The sequence below is a fragment of the Pseudomonas corni genome, assembly GCF_057128765.1.
This window is the reverse complement of record NZ_JBSKHW010000009.1, coordinates 186,566-207,839: the sequence shown is the minus strand read 5'-3', so window position 1 is coordinate 207,839 and position 21,274 is coordinate 186,566. Positions and strand designations below refer to the sequence as shown.

Annotated in this window: 15 protein-coding genes; 8 read left to right on the top strand and 7 right to left on the bottom strand. The window is 58.5% G+C overall.

Annotation, left to right across the window (positions count from 1 at the left end):
* The first annotated feature begins 98 nt into the window (after positions 1-98).
* Positions 99-863, top strand: a complete 765-nt coding sequence (locus tag ACWKV9_RS15870) for a 2-keto-4-pentenoate hydratase (protein WP_483837071.1) — start codon at positions 99-101, stop codon at positions 861-863.
* A gap of 207 nt (positions 864-1,070) precedes the next feature.
* Here the strand turns inward: ACWKV9_RS15870 and ACWKV9_RS15865 are convergent, their stop codons facing one another.
* On the bottom strand, positions 1,071-1,973 hold the full coding sequence (locus ACWKV9_RS15865; RefSeq protein ID WP_483837070.1) for a LysR family transcriptional regulator: 903 nt from the start codon (positions 1,971-1,973) through the stop codon (positions 1,071-1,073).
* Between the two features lie 107 nt (positions 1,974-2,080).
* Here ACWKV9_RS15865 and gcl point away from each other — a divergent pair, with 107 nt between their 5' ends.
* The 3 genes from gcl to ACWKV9_RS15850 all read left to right on the top strand — a co-directional run bounded on the left by gcl (position 2,081) and on the right by ACWKV9_RS15850 (position 6,252).
* Positions 2,081-3,856 carry a glyoxylate carboligase gene (gene gcl / locus ACWKV9_RS15860; RefSeq protein ID WP_483837069.1) on the top strand — a complete coding sequence of 592 codons (1,776 nt, stop codon included), beginning with the start codon at positions 2,081-2,083 and terminating at the stop codon, positions 3,854-3,856.
* Positions 3,857-3,879: 23 nt separating this feature from the next.
* Positions 3,880-4,662, top strand: a complete 783-nt coding sequence (hyi, locus tag ACWKV9_RS15855; RefSeq protein WP_483837068.1) for a hydroxypyruvate isomerase — start codon at positions 3,880-3,882, stop codon at positions 4,660-4,662.
* A gap of 687 nt (positions 4,663-5,349) precedes the next feature.
* Entirely contained in the window at positions 5,350-6,252 is a 903-nt protein-coding gene (locus ACWKV9_RS15850) for a 2-hydroxy-3-oxopropionate reductase (RefSeq protein ID WP_483837067.1), read from the top strand.
* 209 nt (positions 6,253-6,461) lie between these two features.
* Here the strand turns inward: ACWKV9_RS15850 and glgB are convergent, their stop codons facing one another.
* Genes glgB through ACWKV9_RS15835 form a run of 3 tightly spaced genes read right to left on the bottom strand, consistent with a single transcriptional unit; the run spans position 6,462 to position 14,082 of the window.
* On the bottom strand, positions 6,462-8,705 hold the full coding sequence (gene glgB, locus ACWKV9_RS15845) for a 1,4-alpha-glucan branching protein GlgB (RefSeq protein ID WP_483837066.1): 2,244 nt from the start codon (positions 8,703-8,705) through the stop codon (positions 6,462-6,464).
* Between the two features lie 2 nt (positions 8,706-8,707).
* Positions 8,708-12,028, bottom strand: a complete 3,321-nt coding sequence (treS, locus tag ACWKV9_RS15840) for a maltose alpha-D-glucosyltransferase (RefSeq protein WP_483837065.1) — start codon at positions 12,026-12,028, stop codon at positions 8,708-8,710.
* Positions 12,029-12,045: 17 nt separating this feature from the next.
* Positions 12,046-14,082 (bottom strand): alpha-1,4-glucan--maltose-1-phosphate maltosyltransferase, encoded by a 2,037-nt coding sequence (locus tag ACWKV9_RS15835; protein WP_483837064.1) that lies wholly within the window; start codon positions 14,080-14,082, stop codon positions 12,046-12,048.
* A 305-nt stretch (positions 14,083-14,387) separates the two neighbouring features.
* Here ACWKV9_RS15835 and ACWKV9_RS15830 point away from each other — a divergent pair, with 305 nt between their 5' ends.
* Positions 14,388-14,564 carry a hypothetical protein gene (locus ACWKV9_RS15830; RefSeq protein WP_483837063.1) on the top strand — a complete coding sequence of 59 codons (177 nt, stop codon included), beginning with the start codon at positions 14,388-14,390 and terminating at the stop codon, positions 14,562-14,564.
* A 170-nt stretch (positions 14,565-14,734) separates the two neighbouring features.
* On the opposite strand, the gene ACWKV9_RS15825 is transcribed toward ACWKV9_RS15830, so the two are convergent.
* Entirely contained in the window at positions 14,735-15,256 is a 522-nt protein-coding gene (locus tag ACWKV9_RS15825; protein ID WP_483837062.1) for an MgtC/SapB family protein, read from the bottom strand.
* 154 nt (positions 15,257-15,410) lie between these two features.
* Between ACWKV9_RS15825 and ACWKV9_RS15820 the strand changes: the two genes are divergently transcribed.
* From ACWKV9_RS15820 to mapR, 3 genes are all read left to right on the top strand, one after another.
* The gene (locus ACWKV9_RS15820) at positions 15,411-15,659 is read left to right on the top strand and encodes a DUF3203 family protein (RefSeq protein ID WP_483837061.1); all 249 of its coding nucleotides are present in this window, start codon (positions 15,411-15,413) and stop codon (positions 15,657-15,659) included.
* A 248-nt stretch (positions 15,660-15,907) separates the two neighbouring features.
* A complete protein-coding gene (locus ACWKV9_RS15815; protein ID WP_483837060.1) occupies positions 15,908-16,186 on the top strand; it encodes a DUF2790 domain-containing protein in 279 nt (92 codons plus the stop codon).
* 392 nt (positions 16,187-16,578) lie between these two features.
* On the top strand, positions 16,579-18,033 hold the full coding sequence (gene mapR / locus ACWKV9_RS15810) for a GntR family transcriptional regulator MpaR (RefSeq protein WP_483837059.1): 1,455 nt from the start codon (positions 16,579-16,581) through the stop codon (positions 18,031-18,033).
* A gap of 217 nt (positions 18,034-18,250) precedes the next feature.
* On the opposite strand, the gene ACWKV9_RS15805 is transcribed toward mapR, so the two are convergent.
* Positions 18,251-18,997 carry an SDR family oxidoreductase gene (locus ACWKV9_RS15805; RefSeq protein ID WP_483837058.1) on the bottom strand — a complete coding sequence of 249 codons (747 nt, stop codon included), beginning with the start codon at positions 18,995-18,997 and terminating at the stop codon, positions 18,251-18,253.
* A gap of 61 nt (positions 18,998-19,058) precedes the next feature.
* Positions 19,059-21,149 carry a putative bifunctional diguanylate cyclase/phosphodiesterase gene (locus ACWKV9_RS15800; protein ID WP_483837057.1) on the bottom strand — a complete coding sequence of 697 codons (2,091 nt, stop codon included), beginning with the start codon at positions 21,147-21,149 and terminating at the stop codon, positions 19,059-19,061.
* Between the last annotated feature and the right edge of the window lie 125 nt (positions 21,150-21,274).

Sequence of the window (21,274 nt, the reverse complement as noted above, 5' to 3'; positions counted from 1 at the left end):
TGATCAATGACCACGGCCTCGCAGCACGATCGCCCGGCAATCGTTGACCGGGCCATGTCCCTGCCGCGTTTCCATCAATTGACTGAAGGAAGTCCCGAGTGAACCAAACCTCTCACCAAGTGAAAGTCGCCGAGCTAATCGTCGACGCCATGCGTCAGGGTCAGAAGATCACCGAGATCCGCCCCGAATACGTGCCTGCCGATGCAGCCGGTGCTTACGCGTTACAACAGCAGATCCTGCAACTGCGTGACACGCCGATTGGCGGATGGAAAGTCGGCTCTAAATCCCCGACCGGACCGATTCAGGGTTCGTTGTTGCCAGACGATGGTTTGTTCGCCAGCGGCAGTCAGCTGGAGTACGTCGAATACCCATCACCGATTCTGGAACTGGAAATCGCCTTTCGCCTGAGCCGCGACTTCGCCCCGCGCGAGCAGCCTTATACCGACGAAGAAGTGCTGAGCAGCATCGGTTCCATGGGCACCACTATCGAAGTGGTGTCCAGCCGCTTCAGTGCCTGGCCGAAGATCGAACCACTGCTGGCTCTGGGTGATCTGCTTAACCACGGCGCGTTGATCGTCGGTGATTTCATCGATTACGACGCAGATTTCCCCTTCGTCGAACCAGCATTGACCTTCACCTATGCCGACGAAGACATCGTGCCCGGCGACGGCGCAAACCCGGCGGGCGATCCACGGCGATTGTTGCCGTGGCTGGTCAATCACTACACCTCACAGGGCAAGACCCTGACTCCGGAAATCATCATCACCACCGGTTCCTACACCGGCATGTACCTGACCAAAGGCCCGGGCCTGGCGCTTGGTGAGATTCGCGGACTGCCGCCGATTTCATTCGAATTCGTTTGAGCGCTGACCTCTACATGACGACTGGACCCCTGTAGGAGCGCGCTTGCCCGCGAATGGCGGAGTGTCAGCGACGAAAATCATGGCTGACCCACCGCAATTCGCGGGCAAGCGCGCTCCTACAACGTTCGGCGTCAGATCTGCAGCTAAACGCATACCCGTGCAGGAGCCGCCGAAGGCTGCAAAGATTGTGTCGACCCACGGACTGTGTCAGGTCCAATACCCCGGCCGGTTGTAGACCTCTTTCAAAAACGCGATGAAGAACCGCACTTTCGCCGGCAAATAATGCTGCTGCGGGTATACCGCCTGGATGTCGTAACTGGGCAGCGCGAAATCGTCCAGAACAGTCACCAACGCGCCGTTTTGCACTTCGCTTTGAATCTCCCACCATGACCGCCAGCTCAGGCCCAGACCGCGTTTGGCCCAATCGAATAACAGCTCGCCGTCGTTGCAGTACAAATTGCCGCCAACCTTGATCGCCACCTGTTTGCCGTCGCGCTGAAAGGTCCAGCCCCGGTGCTGTCCGCCCTGCAAGTTGAACGACAGGCAATTGTGCTCGGCCAGATCTTCCAGGGTCATCGGAAAGCCGTGCTCGGCAAAGTAAGACGGCGCCCCACAGACCACGCGCTTGTTGGCGTACAGCTTGATCGCCACATAATTGGGGTCGAGCACTTCGCCAATGCGGATGCTCATGTCGTAGCCCTCCTGCACCAGATCGACCACGTTATCGGTCAGGTTGAACGACAGCTGCAAATCCGGAAACCGTGCCTGAAATTCCGGTGCATGGGGCGCGACGTGATGCCGCCCGAAACCCGCCGGCGCTGAAATCACCAAGTGCCCGCGCACGCTGCTTTCATTCTCACTGATGCTGGCGTCCAGCTCCTCGAACGAGTGCAACACGGCCCGCGCGTTCTCAAGGTACGACTCGCCCAGATCGGTCAATGTCAGGCCTCGGGTGGAGCGGTGAATCAGCTTCACGCCTAGCCGCTCTTCCAGCGCGCTCAGACGCCGACCCATGATCACCGGCGTCACGCCTTCGACCAACGCGGCAGCGGCAAAACTGCCACGGGTCGCCACCAGCACATAACTGCGCAGCTCTGTGTAGCGGTCCATTCGATACTCCTGATACCGATAGAAAGGATAAAAACTGCTATTCACTTGAGATAGCTTTCGATTCAGTCTGCTGACATACAAAAAATAACGAATCAGGAGACTACCAAATGACCCTCATGAGAGCCATCGAAGCTGCCGTTCTGGTGATGCGCCGCGAAGGGGTCGATACCGCTTTCGGTATCCCCGGCGCTGCCATCAACCCTCTTTATGCTGCGTTTAAGAAGCTGGGCGGCGTCGATCACGTACTGGCGCGCCACGTTGAGGGCGCATCCCACATGGCCGAGGGTTATACCCGCGCCGTGGCTGGCAACATCGGCGTGTGCATCGGCACTTCGGGCCCTGCCGGGACGGACATGATCACCGGACTGTACTCGGCGTCGGCTGATTCGATCCCGATCCTGTGCATCACCGGGCAAGCGCCCCGTGCGCGGATGCACAAAGAAGATTTCCAGGCGGTGGACATCGCCGCCATCGCGGCGCCAGTTGCCAAATGGGCAACGACGGTTATGGAACCGGGCCAGGTGCCGTACGTGTTCCAGAAGGCCTTCCAATTGATGCGCAGTGGCCGCCCCGGCCCGGTATTGATCGATCTGCCGTTCGACGTGCAGATGGCCGAAATCGAATTCGACATCGATGCCTACGAGCCGCTGCCAGTGGTCAAGCCGCAAGCCAGCCGTAACCAGATCGAAAAAGCCCTGGCGATGCTCAACGCCGCCGAGCGCCCGCTGATTGTTTCAGGCGGCGGCGTGATCAATGCCGATGCTTCTGACGCGCTGGTGGAGTTCGCCGAGCTGACTGGCATTCCGGTGATCCCGACGCTCATGGGCTGGGGCACAATCCCTGACGATCACCCGCAAATGGCCGGCATGGTCGGTTTGCAGACGTCCCATCGCTACGGCAACGCGACGATGCTGGAATCGGACATGGTGCTGGGCATCGGCAACCGCTGGGCCAACCGTCATACCGGGACCGTTTCGGTGTACAGCGAAGGCCGCAAATTCATCCATATCGATATCGAGCCCACGCAGATCGGTCGCGTGCTGATGCCGGATCTGGGCATTGTTTCGGACGCGGGAGCAGCGCTGAACATGCTGCTGGAAGTCGCTCGCGAATGGCACACCGCAGGCAAGCTCAAAGACCGTAGCGCCTGGCTCAACAGCTGTCAGGAACGCAAGCGCACGATGCAGCGCAAGACCCATTTCGAGAACATTCCGGTCAAGCCGCAGCGCGTGTACGAAGAGATGAATCAGTACTTCGGCAAGGACACCTGCTACATCAGCACCATCGGTCTGTCGCAGATCGCTGGCGCGCAATTTCTGCACGTCTACAAGCCGCGGCACTGGATAAACTGCGGTCAGGCCGGGCCATTGGGCTGGACCATTCCGGCAGCGCTGGGCGTTGCGAAAGCTGACCCGAGCCGCAAGGTGGTGGCGCTGTCCGGCGACTATGACTTCCAGTTCATGATCGAAGAATTGGCCGTTGGCGCGCAATTCAAGCTGCCGTACATCCACGTGGTGGTGAACAACTCGTATCTGGGGTTGATCCGCCAGGCGCAGCGCAACTTCGACATCGATTTCTGCGTGCAGCTGGGCTTCGACAACATCAATTCGCCCGAGCTGGAAGGCTATGGCGTGGACCATATCGCGGTCGCCGAAGGCCTGGGTTGCAAGGCGATTCGCGTGACTGATCCTGCGCACATTCAGGCTGCGTTCGCCGAAGCCACCAGCCTGATGCAACAGCACCGGGTGCCGGTGGTGGTCGAGATCATTCTTGAGCGCGTGACGAATATCGCCATGGGCACCGAGATCAACGCCATCAACGAATTCGAGGCGCTGGCCGAAACCCGCGCTGACGCCCCTACTGCTCTCAGCCTGATGAACTGACTGAAACGTTCAAGGAGTCCGCCATGCCACGTTTATGCGCCAACCTGTCGATGCTGTTCACTGAACTGGATTTTCTGCAGCGCTTTGAAGCGGCGTCCAATGCAGGCTTCAGCGGTGTTGAGTATCTGTTTCCCTACGACTTCAGCTCGGCGCAGATCAAGGCCGAACTTGAGGCAAACGGGCTGACTCAGGTGCTGTTCAATCTGCCTGCCGGTGACTGGGGCAAAGGCGAGCGCGGGATCGCTTGCCATCCTGATCGCGTGGAGGAGTTTCGCGGCGGCGTCGATCTGGCCATCGCCTACGCCAAGGTGCTGGGCAACACGCAGATCAATTGCCTGGCGGGGATTCGTCCTCAGGGCGTCGATGAGGCGGTGATCGAGAAAACTTTCGTCGATAACCTGAAATACGCCGCTGAGAAGCTGGAAGCAGAAGGCATCGATCTGGTGATGGAGATGATCAATACCCTCGACATCCCTGGCTTTTACCTGACCACGACCCAGCAGGCACTGGCCATTCGCGAGAAAGTCGGCAGCCGCAATCTGTCGCTGCAATACGACATCTACCACATGCAAATCATGGAGGGCGACCTGGCCCGGACCATGGAAAAACATTTGCCGGCGATTCGTCATGTGCAGTTGGCGGACAACCCTGGGCGGCATGAGCCGGGGACCGGGGAGATCAATTACTCGTTCCTGTTCGGGCATTTGGATCGGTTGGGTTACCAGGGCTGGATCGGCTGCGAATACAAACCTCTGACGACGACCGAGGCAGGGCTGGGGTGGCTGAAGAGCCACAATTTAATCTGAAGGGGTAGCTGTTGTAGGAGCGCGCTTGCCCGCGATTGCGTTGGGTCAATGAATGCATCAGTGGCAGAACAAACGCTTTCGCGGGCAAGCGCGCTCCTACAGGGTTTAGCAGGCACACCACCGATTCTGTAGGAGCCAACTTGTTGGCGAGCGCTTTACGCGGAGTGTCAGGCACACCGCCTCGCGAATGAATTCGCTCCTACAGGGTTTAGCAGGCACACCATCGATTCTGTAGGAGCCAACTTGTTGGCGAGCGCTTTACGCGGTGTGTCAGGCACACCGCCTCGCGAATGAATTCGCTCCTACAGGGTTTTGCAGGCACACCACCGATCTGTAGCAGCCAACTTGTTGGCGAGCGCTTTACGCGGCATGTCAGGCACACCGCCTCGCGAATGAATTCGCTCCTACAGGGATTAGCAGGCATACCACCGATTCTGTAGGAGCCAACTTGTTGGCGAGCGCTTTACGCGGCATGTCAGGCACAACGCCTCGCGAATGAATTCGCTCCTACAGGGATTAGCAGGCACACCACCGATTCTGTAGGAGCCAACTTGTTGGCGAGCGCTTTACGCGGAGTGTCAGGTACACCGCCTCGCGAATGAATTCGCTCCTACAGGGATTTTTCCAGCCAACCGTAATATTGGGCATCGCCAGGCAATCAATTTCCAATAACAAAGGACATCTCTCATGGCTAACATCGGATTCATCGGCACCGGCATCATGGGTCAACCCATGGCGGAAAACCTGCAGAAAGCGGGTCATCAATTGTTCCTGTCCAACCACTTCGCTGCCCCGCCCGCCTCCCTGATCGATGGCGGCGCGACGGTGTTGAGCAATCCCAAGGAAGTCGCGCAGGAAGCCGAATTCATCTTCGTCATGCTGCCCGACACCCCTCAGGTGGACGAAGTGCTGTTCGGCGAAAACGGCATCAGCCAGGGCACCGGGGCAGGCAAGGTGGTGATCGACATGAGTTCGATCTCACCCTCCGCGACCAAAGTGTTCGCTCAGAAAATCAGCGCTACCGGCGCGCAATATCTGGATGCGCCAGTATCAGGCGGCGAAGTCGGCGCTAAAGCTGCAACATTGAGCATCATGGCGGGCGGCAATCAAGGCACCTTCGACCGCGCGTTGCCGTTGTTCCAGCTGATGGGCAAGAACATCACCCTGGTCGGCGGCAATGGCGATGGCCAGACCGCTAAAGTCGCTAATCAGATCATCGTTGCCCTGAATATTCAGGCGGTGGCCGAAGCGCTGCTGTTCGCTTCAAAGAACGGCGCAGACCCAGCGAAAGTCCGGGAAGCGCTGATGGGCGGATTTGCTTCGTCGAAGATTCTGGAAGTCCACGGCGAGCGCATGATCAAGGGTACCTTCAACCCGGGTTTCCGCATTTCGTTGCATCAAAAGGACCTGAACCTTGCCCTGCAAGGCGCCAAGGAACTCAACCTGAACCTGCCTAACACCGCCAACGCCCAGCAAGTGTTCAGCACCTGCGCGGCACTGGGTGGTAGCGACTGGGATCACTCCGGGTTAATCAAAGGCCTTGAGCATATGGCGAACTTCTCGATTCGGGGGGATCACAAGCCGGATTAATGTGTGTCTGCCGCCATTTCTTTCTAGCTGACGAAAGCCGCCCATTGTAGGAGCGCGCTTGCCCGCGATATCGGTATGTCAGGTTAATCGATGGTGGTTGGACGAATGCATTCGCGGGCAAGCGCGCTCCTACAGTGAACGTTCGAACCAAAACGCCCCCGCAAGACACTTGCGGGGGCGTTTTTTTTTTGCATCGGTTGCGGTGGGATTTACTCCTCGATCGCACCCGGTACCGGCTTGAGGATCAACACCGCAAGTGGCGGCAGGTTCAGCAGCAGCGACACCGGCTGGCCGTGGGCCTTGATGTCATCGGTGCTCACTCCGCCGCCGTTGCCGACGTTGGAACCTGCGTAGGTGCCGGCGTCGCTGTTGAGCAACTCGGTCCACTTGCCGCTGAACGGCACGCCAATGCGATAGCCCTCGCGCGGCACAGGCGTCAGGTTAGCCACCACCAGCACCGGCTCGCCGTCCTTGCTCCAGCGCAAGTAGGCATAAACGCTGTTGGTCGAGTCATCGCCGATCACCCACTGGAAACCCTGGGGCTGACAGTCCTGATCGTGCAGCGCTTTTTCCGAGCGGTACAGCCGGTTCAAATCGCCTACCAGCGTGTGCACGCCCTTGTGATCGGCGTATTGCAGGAAATGCCAGTCCAGTTCGGTGTCGTGGTTCCACTCGCGCCACTGGCCGAACTCACAGCCCATGAACAACAGCTTCTTGCCCGGATGCGTCCACATGAACGCCAGATAGGCGCGCAGGTTGGCAAACTTCTGCCAGCGATCGCCCGGCATCTTGTCGATCAGCGAGTGCTTGCCGTGCACCACTTCATCGTGAGAGATCGGCAGGATGAAGCGCTCGGACCACGCATACACCAGACCGAAACTCAGCTCGTTATGGTGATGCGGACGGTGAATCGGGTCCTGCTCCATGAAGTGCAGGGTGTCGTGCATCCAACCCATGTTCCATTTGTAGTTGAAGCCGAGCCCGCCCTGCTGAGTCGATTGCGACACACCCGGCCAGGACGTCGATTCCTCGGCGATGACCAGCGCGCCCGGCGCCTCGATCGCCACGACATCGTTGAGATGGCGCAGGAAATCAATGGCTTCAAGGTTTTCACGACCGCCATAACGGTTCGGTACCCACTCGCCGGCCTTGCGGGAATAGTCGCGATACAGCATCGACGCCACCGCATCCACCCGAAGACCGTCGATGTGGAAGTGCTTGAGCCAATGCAGCCCCGACGCCAGCATGAAGCCGTGGACTTCGGTACGACCCAGGTTGTAGATCAGCGTGTCCCAATCCTGATGGAAGCCTTCTTGCGGGTTGCCATATTCGTACAGCGCGGTGCCATCGAATTGCGCCAGACCATGGGTGTCAGTCGGGAAGTGAGCCGGTACCCAGTCAAGAATCACGCCGATGTCGTTCTGGTGACAGGCGTTGACGAAGGCCGCGAAATCTTCCGGCGAACCGTAGCGGGCTGTCGGCGCGAACTGCGACAACAGTTGATAGCCCCAAGAGCCACCAAACGGGTGTTCCATGATCGGCATCAATTCGATGTGGGTGAAGCCCAGATCCTTGATATACGGGATCAGCTTGTCAGCCAGTTCGTGCCAGTTGTACGGACGATCCGGCTCATCCTCTTCGCCGTGGTGCCACTGCCACGAACCGGCATGCAGTTCGTAGATCGACAATGGCGCATCAAGCCCGTGCTTCTGCCCGCGGGCCTGCATCCAGTCGTTGTCCTGCCAGTCGAAACGCAATGGCGCTGCAATTTTGGATGCAGTATCGGGCGGCAGCGTCGTCGCCAGGGCCATAGGGTCGGCCTTGAGCGGCAAGATCCCATGCTGGCCAAGAATTTCGTATTTGTAAGACTCACCCGGCGTCAGACGGGGAACGAATATCTCCCACACTCCGGACGGATGACGCTGCCGCATCGGATGACGACGGCCATCCCAGCTGTTGAAGTCACCGACCACCGAGACGCGGCGAGCATTGGGTGCCCAGACCGAGAAACGCACGCCGTCCACGCCATCGACGTTGACCACTTGCGCACCGAATGCGCTGCTCAGGTCGCGATGGTTGCCTTCAGCGAACAGATACAAATCCATTTCGCCCAAGAGCAGCCCGAAGCTGTAGGGATCTTCGGTGATCTGCTCACCAGTGGCCCAGCTGATCTTCAACAGATACGGCTGGCGAGTCGGGAAATGCCCGGCAAAAAAGCCGGGTTTGTCACTCATGGTCAGCTCGCCCAGGTCCTCGTGGTTGTCACGGGACAACACACGGACCGCCAAAGCGTTGGGCAGGTAGGCGCGGATGATTTGGCCGTTTTCACCGTCGCTGTGCGGGCCGAGCATGGAAAACGGATCGCGATGTTCGGCGCGGATCAACGCGTCCATGTCGACAGCATTGGGCGATATCTTATGGTTGCCTTCGCCGAATTGGTCAGACGCACTCATTTTCACTCTCCATCAGACAATGTCAGCAACCCACGCAAGCCTTGCAACGGCACGGACAACCAGGTCGGGCGGTTTTCGGCTTCATAGGCTACTTCATAAGCAGCTTTTTCCAAGGTGAACAGAGCCAGTGCTGCGCCCTCGCCCTTGGCATCTTTCCAGTCATGGGCCATGTCGACCGTGGCCTTGCGATAGCCATCGATGAACGCTTCCCGTGCCTGGGTCAAGTAGGTTTCGGCCACATGACGACGCGCCGTTGCAGCTTCCGGCGAATTGTCCGCACTCTGTGCGTTGCGTACGGCCATGGCCGCAGCGTAGTCGAAAGAACGCAGCACACCGCTGACGTCTTTGAACGGGCTGTACTTGGCTCGACGCTCTTCAAGCGGCCGTGCCGGCTCGCCCTCGAAGTCGATCAGGTATGCATCGCCTTTAACGACCAGCATTTGCCCCAGGTGCAAGTCACCATGCACCCGCATGCGCAAGCCGCCCACGGTGCGTTTGGCCAGGGTTTGCACCTGCGTCAGCAATTGTTTGCGCTTGCCCAGCAGTTCGCTGACCAGTTCCTGATCATCGGCTTCCAGGGTGTTGCGATGCTGCTCCAGCAATTGCAACGCACGTTCAACCTGAGCGCTGACGCTTTTGGCTGACGCCTGACTGTCCTTGACGCTAGTGGTTTCGGCCTTGAAGTCCGGATTGTCAGTCGCGGTGCTCAGCACCACGTGCATTTCGCCCAGACGCTGACCCAGCAGACCCGCGAAATCCTTGAGTTCCAGCAGTGCATTGGCGTGCTGTTCAACCTCCGAGCGACCACGAGTCATTTCGTCCCGCACCGCGCGTTCCAGGTTGTTTTGCGTCCATTCCCATGCATCGCCCTGATTGCTCAGGTAGCCCTGGGCGATCATCAGCAAATTGCTTTGCCCTTCAGGATCGACCCGCACCACGGCGCCCAGCAATGGCGAGATGTGTTTGTATCCGGCCTGGGTCAGAAACGCGCCCATTTCCAGCTCCGGGTGCGTACCGGCTGCGACACGGCGGATCATTTTCAACACAAGCGCCTTACCCACCACCACCGAGCTGTTGGACTGCTCGGCGGACAGGTAACGCACTTCCGATTCGCTGTTCAGACCCAGCGGTGCGAGCTGCGATGTTTGTTCGAAGCGCAGTTCGCCGTCATTGCATGGCAGAACTTTCTCATCCTGCATGCCCTGAATCACGGCCCGAATGAATGGCTCCAAAGTGAACGCGTCGGTGATCAGACCCACCTGACGGCCGCGACGTACGCGGGCCAGCGCCAATTGCTGCGGCAGCGGGCTACTGATGTCGTCTTCGGCCAGCAGACCGAACGGCAACTGGTAGCGCACCGTCTCACCGCCCGAGGTCACTTCAATTTCGCTGAGTAGCACCGGCCGTTGGGCATCGCCGAAACGGACGGCATAGGCGATGTTGACCTTGTCGATGGCAGTGCCTTTGCCCGCGAACCAGCGGCGCTTGGGCAAATAGACCGAGAGCGAGGCGTTTTCCATGGTGCCGCGCAGGGGTTCGTCGAGCAATTCTTCCAGACGGCTCTTGAGGACCATCGTCGGGAAGTCCGGCAGGCTCTGGGCCGGTTCCACATGCCAGCTGGGCATTTGATTCTCCGTTGCCAGCACGAACCAATAGAAGCCATACGGCGGCAACGTCAGCAGGTAGTTCAACTGGCCAATAGGTGGGAAGGCGCTGCCGCCCAGCATCTCGACCGGCACCGTGCCGGCATATTGCGACAGCTCAAGCTCGGCGGCCTGGGATGCGCTGGATACGTTGGCGACACACAGAATGATTTCGGTCTTGCCGTCAGGTCCGGTGTATTCACGGGTGTAGGCCAGAATGCGACGGTTGCTCGGCGAGAGCATTTTAAGGCTACCGCGACCAAAGGCTTTTTGCTGTTTACGCACCGAGAGCATGCGCCGCGTCCAGTTCAGCAGCGAATGCGGATCGCTGTTTTGGGTCTCGACGTTAACCGACAGATAGCCATACAGCGGGTCCATGATCGGTGGCAGCACCAAGCTGGCCGGGTCGGCGCGGGAGAAGCCGCCGTTGCGGTCGATCGACCACTGCATCGGCGTACGCACGCCATCGCGGTCGCCCAGATAAATGTTGTCACCCATGCCGATCTCATCACCGTAATACAGGGTCGGCGTACCTGGCATGGACAACAGCATACTGTTGAGAAGCTCTACTCGACGGCGGTCGCGCTCCAGCAGCGGTGCCAGGCGGCGGCGAATCCCGAGGTTGATCCGGGCGCGCTTGTCGGAGGCGTAGTAGTTCCACAAATAGTCGCGTTCACGGTCGGTGACCATTTCCAGCGTCAGTTCATCGTGGTTACGCAGGAAAATCGCCCATTGGCAGTTTTCCGGAATTTCCGGGGTCTGGCGCAAGATATCGGTAATCGGGAAACGGTCTTCCTGGGCCACCGCCATGTACATGCGCGGCATCAACGGGAAGTGGAACGCCATGTGGCATTCGTCGCCATCTTTGCCCTTCTTGTCACCGAAATACAGCTGCGTGTCTTCCGGCCACTGATTGGCTTCGGCCAGCAGCATGCGGTCTGGGTAGTTGGCGTCGATCTCGGCACGAATCTTCTTCAGGACATCATGGGTCTCGGGAAGGTTTTCGTTGTTGGTGCCGTCACGCTCGATCAGGTACGGAATCGCGTCCAGACGCAGACCGTCGATGCCCATGTCCAGCCAATAGCGCATGACTTCCAACACCGCTTCCATTACCTGCGGGTTATCGAAGTTCAAGTCAGGCTGGTGGGAGTAAAAACGGTGCCAGAAGTACTGACCGGCGACCGGGTCCCAGGTCCAGTTGGACTTTTCGGTATCGAGGAAGATGATCCGCGTGCCGTCGTATTTCTGATCGCTGTCGGACCACACGTAGAAGTCCCGAGCCTTGGAGCCTTTTTTCGCGGCGCGGGCTTTCTGGAACCACGGATGTTGATCCGAGGTGTGGTTGATGACCAGCTCGGTGATGACCCGCAGCCCACGTTTGTGGGCCTCGGAAATGAATTTCTTGGCATCTGCCATGGTGCCGTAATCAGTGTGCACACCACGGTAATCGGCGATGTCGTACCCGTCGTCACGGCGTGGCGACGGGTAGAACGGCAGCAGCCAGATGGTGTTGACACCCAGTTCAGCGATGTAATCGAGCTTGGCGATAAGCCCCGGGAAGTCGCCAATCCCGTCGTTGTTGGAATCGAAGTAAGACTTGACGTGTACCTGGTAAATCACGGCGTCCTTGTACCAAAGCGGATCGTCGATGAAAGCAGCATTCCGAGGCTTTTTCGCCATGGTGACATCCCTTTTAATTATTGATTGGCGACTTTAAAACGCCAGATGCCGAAGGGCTGATACGCAGGGTCGATGCGCATGAACTGAGTCTTGCCGTACCAGTTCCAGGTGTGGCCGGTCATCAAATCTTCACCGGTTGTCACTGCGTCATCGGGCAAGCCCAGTTCCCACAACGGCAATTCGAAATTCGCCTCCTGCGGGTTCACGGGATCGAGGCTGACGGCGACCAGAATGAAGTTGCTGCCGTCGGCGCTGCGCTTGCCGAAGTAAAGAATGTTGTCGTTCCACGCGTTGTAAATCTGCAGGCCCAAGTGGGTTTGCAAGGCCGGGTTCTGCCGACGGATACGGTTGAGCTGCGCGATTTCGGCAATGATGTTGCCGGGCGCGGTGTAGTCCCGAGGACGAATCTCGTATTTCTCGGAGTCCAGGTATTCCTCTTTGCCAGGTACTGGCGCCGATTCACACAACTCAAAGCCCGAATACATCCCCCACAAGCCCGAGCCCATGGTTGCCAACGCAGCGCGGATCAGAAAGCCCGGACGCCCCGACGCATGCAGAAACGGCGGGTTGATGTCCGGCGTATTGACGAAGAAGTTGGGACGGTAGCAATCGCGCCACGGCGCTTCATTGAGCTGGGTCAGGTACTCGGTCAGCTCGGCCTTGGTGTTGCGCCAGGTGAAATAGGTGTAGCTCTGTGAATAACCAACCTTGCCCAGACGCGCCATCATCGCCGGTTTGGTGAAGGCCTCGGCGAGGAACATCACGTCCGGATGCTGACTGCGAATATCGGCAATCATCCATTGCCAGAACGGCAGCGGTTTGGTGTGCGGATTGTCGACGCGGAAGATCTTCACGCCCTCTTCCACCCAGCCCAATACCACGTCGCGCAGCTCAAGCCACAGGCCAGGGATCGCATCCGGCGCATAGAAATCGACGTTGACTATGTCTTGATACTTCTTCGGCGGATTTTCCGCATAACGGATCGTGCCGTCCGGGCGCCACGAGAACCAGCCCGGATGTTCTTTCAGCCACGGGTGATCCTGGGAGCACTGAATGGCGAAATCCAGAGCGATTTCCAGACCGTGTTCGGCGGCAGCGGCTACCAGATTGCGGAAGTCTTCGCGGGTGCCAAGCTGCGGGTGAATGGCTTCGTGACCACCTTCAGCGCTGCCGATGGCGTACGGGCTGCCGACATCATCCGGGCCTGCCTGCAACGAGTTGTTGGGCCCTTTGCGATGGGCGCGGCCAATCGGGTGGATCGGCGGGAAGTACAGCACGTCGAAGCCCATGTCACGGACCATCGGCAAGCGGCTGTGCACGTCCTTAAACGTACCGTGGCGCGCTTTGTCGTCGGTGATCGAGCGTGGGAACAGTTCGTACCAGCTGGCGAACTGCGCCAATTCACGTTCGACGTCCAGCGGAAACTCGATACTGCGGCTCAAATAGGCGTGGTTGTCCGCCTGAGCCATGGTGGTGCCAGTTTCGCTATTGAGCAGCAACGTGACCTGAACATCCTGATCCGGGCTTTCGTTGAACTGCTTGAGCAGCGCTTCGATCTGCGAGCGCACCTCGCCCGAGCTGCGCTCGACGGCATGAACCAGATGCAGGCGACCCTCTTCAAGCTCCAGCTCGATCGGCACACCGGCCGCGTACTTTTTCTCCAGCTCGTAGCGATAGCTGGCGAATTGATCGATCCAGGCTTCCAGACGGAATACATAGGTGGCCACAGTGGACGGAGTGAATTCGCCGACCCAGCTGTCATTGACCAGCTCGCGCAACGGCGCGGTTTGCCATTGCTCTTCGTCGGCAGCGCGCCAGCAGACGCGGACGGCCATCTTGTCGTGACCGTCGGCGTAAACCTTGCTGGTGACTGATACCGGCTCGCCAACGATAGCCTTGGCCGCGAACTGGCCGCCGTCGATGACCGGCGTGGTGTCTTCTATGACAATTCTCGGAAGCTGCAGCGCTTGGGTGAGCGGCAGCGGCCGGGTGAGATGGGGAACATCGGTGGCCAGGGAATCCGGGCCGTATGGCTGATCAGCAGTCACATTCATCGAGCATCACTCCTCACGCCCCAGGGACGCTCCTTGTGCGAATCCATTCAATTGAATATCCATTCATATAGAAGAAAGTCGCGATCGAGGGAGCCAAGGACGTCCAACGTCGCCGCATAGGTTCCGAGCGCTTGCTGTTGGGAAAAGTTCAACGAGCTTGTGGCGGGAAAGACGCTATTCATCTTGCGCCGTCCTGAGCGTAGCCGTGCTCGGGAATTTGCCTTGAGTCATTCTATAAGGGCCGCTGTCGAAGGTCGGGAGCGTCACCCATTTTCTTCATAAGTCCCAGTCAGGAAGGTGAAGCAATGAACATCCCGATCCCCGCAGAAACCCCCGATCCGAACATCGACGACCCTGAATTGCCGGTGCCAAAACCCAGTGAGCCACCGCCCGATACCATGCCGCCGGTGATCGAACAGCCAATGGGTGATCCGCCGTCCAAGGAACCACCGGCGGTGCTGGATGATGGGTTTCCTGAGTAACTCTAGAACCGGTCGCATATTTGCTGTCCGTGGGAGCGGACCTGTCCGCGAAGGCTATCTGTCAGACGACATATTTATATCGGCTGAAATGAACTCTTCGCGGACGGGTCCGCTCCCACGGGTTCTGTGGCAATCAGATGAATCTGCGCCGCGCCAAGACTGCCATTTTGCTACGGCTCATCTACCCCGCCCTCGCGCTTGGACGGTGGATCGAACCGGTTCACGATCCATGGCATCAAGCTGAAGATTCCCAGCGCCAGAATCGTACTTAGCACTGCTGTTGCCTCCCGGCCCATTCCGGCTGCAATGCCAATCGCCGCTGTCATCCACAAGCCTGCTGCGGTGGTCAGACCTTTTACCTGATTGGCGTTGATCTCTTTGCCTTTCAGGATGGTCCCGGCACCAAGAAAACCAATCCCTGCCACGATCCCCTGCACCACCCGGCTCAGCGCAGCGTCGTCCGCGCCAGCCATGCGCGGCACCAACACGAACAACGCCGCCCCCATCGCCACCAGCATGTGCGTTCGCACCCCGGCCGCCTTGCCCTTGTGTTCTCGCTCAAACCCCAATATGCCGCCAAGCACGGCCGCGATCACCAGACGCACCGTGACGCGGGTCAATTGCGAGGGGTCGGTAATGTCGGAAAATTCTGCCTGGAGCGTGTCGACGACTTCCTGCCACCAACTGTTCATATCAGTCCCTTTTTGCACTGTCGTGGAAGATGGACAGCGAATGGCGTGCAGCGTGCGGAACGTGCCTAGCCTTCGTGCAAACCTATGGTCGGGTTGCGACGAACATCGCCAGGCCCCCGAAGTCACAACTCTATAAACAGAGAGGAGAACGGTCATGCCACTGGAATTCGACAGCACCAACCAATACTGCACCGCCGTGGTCGACGGTGTGGAACATCGCAGCGCCATAATCGATGTGGTGATTACCACCAACGACAACACGCATATGTCTGAAGCCAACATCGACGGCCAGCAAGTGCCGATCACCGAAGCCGAAGCTGATGCGTTGACGGTTTACCAGGCCAAAGACAAGCGCCATCACACGATCGGTGTGGAGCCCGGCGAAGAGTCACCGGTGATTTGAGCGGCATCCGTAGTGATAGGCGTCATGCTGCGAACTGAGGTATTAAGGCGGAGTTAAAACTCCGCTTAATACCCGCAACAGTTCATTACTGAAATTAATATAATGTGGTCTGGTATTCGTGTCAGTGATGTTTACTATCGACTGGCAGGATTTCCCCATGAGTGAGAATGCGCAGAGAATCAGTTCCAGAAGCAAACCAAACAACGATTTGCTCATTACCGAATCATTCAAACTTCTGGAGCACCAACATGAAAACTTTAGCCTTCGTAGCACTTTCACTGGTCAGCGTATTCGCCATGGCCGATGAGAATGTCAGCAGCGTTTCCAGCGCACAAGCCATGACCCAGACCCAGAAATACAACCAGCACAAAGGCCTCGACATCGCCAAAGTCATCAGCAGCTCGACTGCCCAGGACCCGCAAAATGTAGACGGTCCTGTTAAGGCACAAATGGTTTATGTCGACGGCTCCGGTGTTCGTCACAACCTTGATTACACCATCCTGGGTTATGGTCGTCAGAATGGTTGATAAGGGTCGAACTTACGGCCTGCTTATTTACCGAAACATGAAAAGCGCTGCATTAATTGCAGCGCTTTTTTTTGGTTATTTAAAAGATGTCTTTTTGTTGAATCACAACTATCGGTTCTCCACTCAGAACTGTTAGTTCATCACTGATCTGAAGCAGAAGCACAACCCGTGGGAGCGGACCTGTCCGCGAAGTGCCGGTACATCCAGCGCATCTTTATCATCAGAACCCACGCTTTCGCGAACAGGTTCGCTCCCACAATGAAATCGAGGCGCTGCTGTCATGACCGATCTGATCCGGTTTTTCTGTCTTAAAGTGACGCTGTTCCTGAATCAGATAAGCGTACATAGTCCTACGAATTTATCACCGCCGCTCCACCAGGCCAGCCAGACTCATGAAGCGTTATGAAAAGTTTGCAGAAGACATCGCAGAACTGATCCGCTCTGGCGTACTCGCCGCCGGGCAGCGGGTGCCATCAGTGCGGTACGCCAGCCAGACCCATGGCATCAGCCCATCGACGGTATTTCAGGCGTATTACCTACTGGAGCGGCGCGGCTTGATACGTGCACGCCCCCGTTCCGGTTACTTCGTCAATGATAGTTACATCGGTCAGGCAGTTGCGGCTCCGGAGCCGGTGGCGCTTGCTGCTGAGCAGGTTCGGGAAACCACGGAAGTGGACGTCAGCGAACTGGTTTTCTCGGTGCTTGATTCCATCAAAGACCCGAACACCGTACCGTTCGGCTCGGCCTTCCCCAGCCCCTTGCTGTTCCCTTTGCAACGACTGGCCCGCTCGCTCGCCAGCGCTACCCGTGAGATGGACCCACAACTGACCGTGACTGACCTGTCGCCCGGCAATCCGATGCTGCGGCGGCAAATTGCCCTGCGCTACATGGTTGGCGGCCTGATGCTGCCGATGGAAGAATTACTGATCACCAACGGCGCCCTTGAAGCGTTGAATCTGTGCCTGCAGGCCGTTACGCAACCGGGGGATCTGGTCGCGATCGAGTCCCCGGCTTTTTATGCCTGTCTTCAGGTTCTCGAACGGTTGAAACTCAAGGCCGTGGAAATCCCCGTGCATCCGCAGACCGGTATTGATCTGGAAGTGCTGGAAGAGGCGCTGAACCGTCACCCGATCAAGGCCTGCTGGAGCATGACCAATTTTCAGAACCCGACCGGGGCCAGAGTGCCAGAAGAGCGTAAGCGGGCATTGGTGGAGTTGCTGCGCGAGCATCAAGTGCCGCTGATCGAAGACGACGTCTATGGCGAACTGTATTTCGGTCAGCATGCGCCCAAGCCCGCCAAGGCATTTGATACCGACGGGCTGGTCATGCATTGCGGCTCGTTTGCTAAAAGCCTTGCGCCTGGCTATCGAATTGGTTGGGTGGCAGCGGGCCGGTTTGCGCAGAAGGTAGAACGGCTCAAGCTGATGACATCGCTTTGTGCATCGATGCCTGCGCAAGCGGCGATTGCCGATTATTTACAACACGGTGGGTACGACCGCCATCTGCGCAAACTGCGTAACGCTCTGGAAGATCAATCCCAGGCGATGCTCGGCGCCGTGGCCCGGCACTTTCCGCCACAGACCCGCGTCAGCCAGCCTTCGGGCGGCTACTTTCTATGGCTGGAACTGCCGAAACAGGTGGATTCTTTAAAGGTGTTTCACGCGGCACTGGCCCAAGGCATCAGCATCGCCCCCGGCCCGATATTTTCCCCGACCCGGCGCTTCACCCACTGCATTCGCCTGAACTACGGCAGCCCGTGGAGTGACGCTTCGGAAAAAGCCATGCAGACCCTCGGCATGATCGTGCGGTCGTTGATGGACGCGACCAATCACACCGCCTCCCTGTAGAAGCCAACTGGTTGGCGAGCCGCCGGAATTGATCCCCCCGGACACCGCCTCGCGAACAAGTTCGCTCCTACAGAGTGGCGCCTCATCTGTAGGAGCGCGCTTGCCCGCGATTGAGGTGGGTCAGTTGCTGCATCAATAACAGGAACAATGCTTTCGCGGGCAAGCGCGCTCCTACAGTAATCCGGTCCAGTGCGCAGGGATCGCGTTGTCGCGGCTCTCAGCGACCACCGCCCAGGTCGATGAAAGTCCCGGTCGAGTACGACGCTTTATCCGACAACAACCACAAAATCGCTTCCGCCACTTCGTCCGCCAGGCCGCCACGGCCCATGGGGATGGTCGGCTCCAGTTTGCTGACACGCTGAGCGTCGCCGCTCAGGGCGTGGAACTCGGTGAAGATGTAACCGGGGCGCACCGCGTTCACCCGCACGCCCTCGCCCGCCACTTCCTTGGCCAGGCCGATGGTGAACGTGTCCAGCGCGCCTTTGGACGCCGCGTAATCGACGTATTCCCCCGGCGAACCCAAGCGCGCCGCCACTGACGATACATTGACAATGCTGCCGCCGCGTCCGCCATGGCGCGGCAACATCCGCTGCAGCGCGTGCTTGGTGCAGAGCATCGGCCCGACCACATTGCTCATCATTATCTTGAGCAAGCGGAACTCCGACATCGATTCCACGCGCGACGCATGGGCCACGGTGCCGGCGTTGTTCACCAGCGCCGTCAGCCGCCCCATGTCCGAGTCGATACGCGCAAACAGATGAATGATCTCATCCTCGTTGCTGACATCAGCCTGCACCGCAATGGCGTAACCGCCCGCTTCGCGAATCTGGCCGCACACCCGCTCTGCCGCTGCATGGTTGGTCAGATAGTTGATGCAAACGCGATAACCCTGTGCTGCCGCCAACAGGGCGGTGGCCGCGCCGATACCGCGCGATCCACCGGTGATGAGGAGATTTTTATCCATGGAATTTTTTTTCCGAATCAATGCTCAATGCTGTTCTTGGTGTTGTGCAAAGGGGGGAACGTCAGTCACCGGCCTCGACTGGCCGCAGCTGGGCAGCGTGAATATCGGCCATGAAACGCTCGGCGGGCAGTGGGTATCCCAGCAGATAACCTTGCAGCGAATCGCAGCCCAGCCGGGTCAGAAAGCTGCGTTGGCTGCTGGTTTCAACGCCTTCAGCAACGATGCGCAAATTGAGCGCCTGACCGAGCGCCACGATGGCCGACACAATGGCCGCATCGTCGCTGTCATTCTCCAGATCACGGACAAAGCCACGATCGATCTTCAATTCATTGGCGGGCAGGCGCTTGAGGTACATCAGGCTGGAATAGCCCGTACCGAAATCGTCGATGGACAGGTCCACACCCATTTCCGAGAGCTGCTGCAGCACAGTCATACTGGCGTCGGCATCGCTCATGGCAGTGGTTTCGGTGATTTCCAGGGTCAGACTGTTGGGCGGTAAATCGTGCCGGCTCAATGCGTTCGCCACCGTGTTGACCAGTCCGGCGTGACAGAACTGCAGCGCTGAAAGATTCACCGCGATGCGCCAGTCGGTGTAGCCCATGTCGAACCAGACTCGCATTTGCCGACAGGCCTCGTTGAGTACCCATTCGCCGATGGAAATGATCAGACCAGTCTTCTCCGCAAGGCCGATGAATTTATCCGGCATCAACAACCCATGCTCCGGATGATTCCAGCGCACCAGTGCTTCGGCGCCGACCGGTTGACCGTCGCCGGCGTTGAATTTGGGCTGATAGTGCAAACAGAACTGGCCCTGCCTGAGGGCAACGCGCAAATCCTGGAGCAACTGCAAATGGTTGCGCGCGTTGGTGTTCATTGATGAATCGAAGAAGCTGTAGCCGTTTTTCCCGGCACTCTTGGCGTGGTACATCGCGGCGTCGGCGTTCATCAACAGCTCTTGCTGGGTCTGGCCGTTACCGGGGTACAAAACGATGCCGATACTGACCGACACCTGCAATTCATGGTCGCCAACACTAAAATGCTTGCCAATAAGCGCCACTTGCCGAGCTGCCACGGTGCTCACGTCAGCGATATCTTCGACTTCAACCAGCAGAATAAACTCGTCGCCGCCGATCCGCGCCAAGGTGTCGTGACGGTGGAAGTTCTCCCGCAGCCGAACGGCGACAGCGCGCAATAACTGATCGCCGACGTGATGGCCGAAGGCATCATTGACCGGTTTGAACCCGTCCAGATCCATGAACATCAACGCAAACTGACCGCCCAGGGTGTCGGCCTTGAGCATCGCCTGCTCGATGCGGTCGGCTAGCAGTACGCGGTTCGGCAAGCCAGTGAGCGTGTCATGCAACGCCAGTTGCGTCAGCTCCCGGTTGGCCTCGCTCAGAGAATGGGCCAGCACCGCAGTGCGAGCTTCCATTCGAGCGTCGAGGATCGACGTCAACAGGGTGATGGTCAGCACGGCCAGACTCGTGACCAGCACCAGTTTGTCGAGGCCGTCGGTGCGCAGGCCTCCGTTCAGGGCACCGCAAAAACTGCCGTCGGGGAAGTTGGCCGCCGCCATGCCGGTGTAATGCATCCCGACAATGGCGAAGCCCATTATCACCGCAGCGCCACCTCGGGCTAGCCTGACGTAAGGCGTGTGTTGGCGCAGGCGAAAGGCAATCCACAGCGCCGCCGCCGATGCGCTGACGGCGATGACCAATGAGGTGCCGAACAATGCGGGATCGTAATCGATGCCCGGCTGCATACGCAGCGCCGCCATGCCGGTGTAGTGCATGGCGCTGATCCCCATGCCCATCGCCAGGGCGCCGCTGCTCAGTTGCCAGGCGGGCAACAACGGCTGACTCACCAGCCACAGCGCAAGCCCCGAAGACAGAATGCCGATGGCCAGGGACAACAAGGTGATGGGCAGATCGAAGCCCAGATCGATGGGCAGTTTGAACGCGAGCATGCCGATGAAATGCATCGACCAGATGCCGATGCCCATGGACAGTGCGCCGCCACCGATCCACATCCATACGGCGCGACCCTTGGCCGAAGCGATTCTGCCGGTCAGGTCAAGGGCGGTATAGGACGCCAGCATGGCGACCAGAATCGAAATCAGAACCAGAGAAAATGTGTAATGCCCAATCAGCATGGCGGCGACTCATGACTACAACGAAATACGGTCAGCGAGACTGGAAAAACTCGGTGCGCGATTGTACCGGGTCGCCAGAAAAAGTCCCATGTATCCGATGAAATCATGGCAATAAGCCATTTGGA

Coding starts and splice junctions, on each gene's coding strand:
- ACWKV9_RS15865 (WP_483837070.1), bottom strand. CDS start 1,973: ATGGACCGCTACACAGAGCTGCGCAGTTATGTGCTGGTGGCGACCCGT.
- gcl (WP_483837069.1), top strand. CDS start 2,081: ATGACCCTCATGAGAGCCATCGAAGCTGCCGTTCTGGTGATGCGCCGC.
- hyi (WP_483837068.1), top strand. CDS start 3,880: ATGCCACGTTTATGCGCCAACCTGTCGATGCTGTTCACTGAACTGGAT.
- ACWKV9_RS15850 (WP_483837067.1), top strand. CDS start 5,350: ATGGCTAACATCGGATTCATCGGCACCGGCATCATGGGTCAACCCATG.
- glgB (WP_483837066.1), bottom strand. CDS start 8,705: ATGAGTGCGTCTGACCAATTCGGCGAAGGCAACCATAAGATATCGCCC.
- treS (WP_483837065.1), bottom strand. CDS start 12,028: ATGGCGAAAAAGCCTCGGAATGCTGCTTTCATCGACGATCCGCTTTGG.
- ACWKV9_RS15835 (WP_483837064.1), bottom strand. CDS start 14,082: ATGAATGTGACTGCTGATCAGCCATACGGCCCGGATTCCCTGGCCACC.
- ACWKV9_RS15830 (WP_483837063.1), top strand. CDS start 14,388: ATGAACATCCCGATCCCCGCAGAAACCCCCGATCCGAACATCGACGAC.
- ACWKV9_RS15825 (WP_483837062.1), bottom strand. CDS start 15,256: ATGAACAGTTGGTGGCAGGAAGTCGTCGACACGCTCCAGGCAGAATTT.
- ACWKV9_RS15820 (WP_483837061.1), top strand. CDS start 15,411: ATGCCACTGGAATTCGACAGCACCAACCAATACTGCACCGCCGTGGTC.
- ACWKV9_RS15815 (WP_483837060.1), top strand. CDS start 15,908: ATGAAAACTTTAGCCTTCGTAGCACTTTCACTGGTCAGCGTATTCGCC.
- mapR (WP_483837059.1), top strand. CDS start 16,579: ATGAAGCGTTATGAAAAGTTTGCAGAAGACATCGCAGAACTGATCCGC.
- ACWKV9_RS15805 (WP_483837058.1), bottom strand. CDS start 18,997: ATGGATAAAAATCTCCTCATCACCGGTGGATCGCGCGGTATCGGCGCG.
- ACWKV9_RS15800 (WP_483837057.1), bottom strand. CDS start 21,149: ATGCTGATTGGGCATTACACATTTTCTCTGGTTCTGATTTCGATTCTG.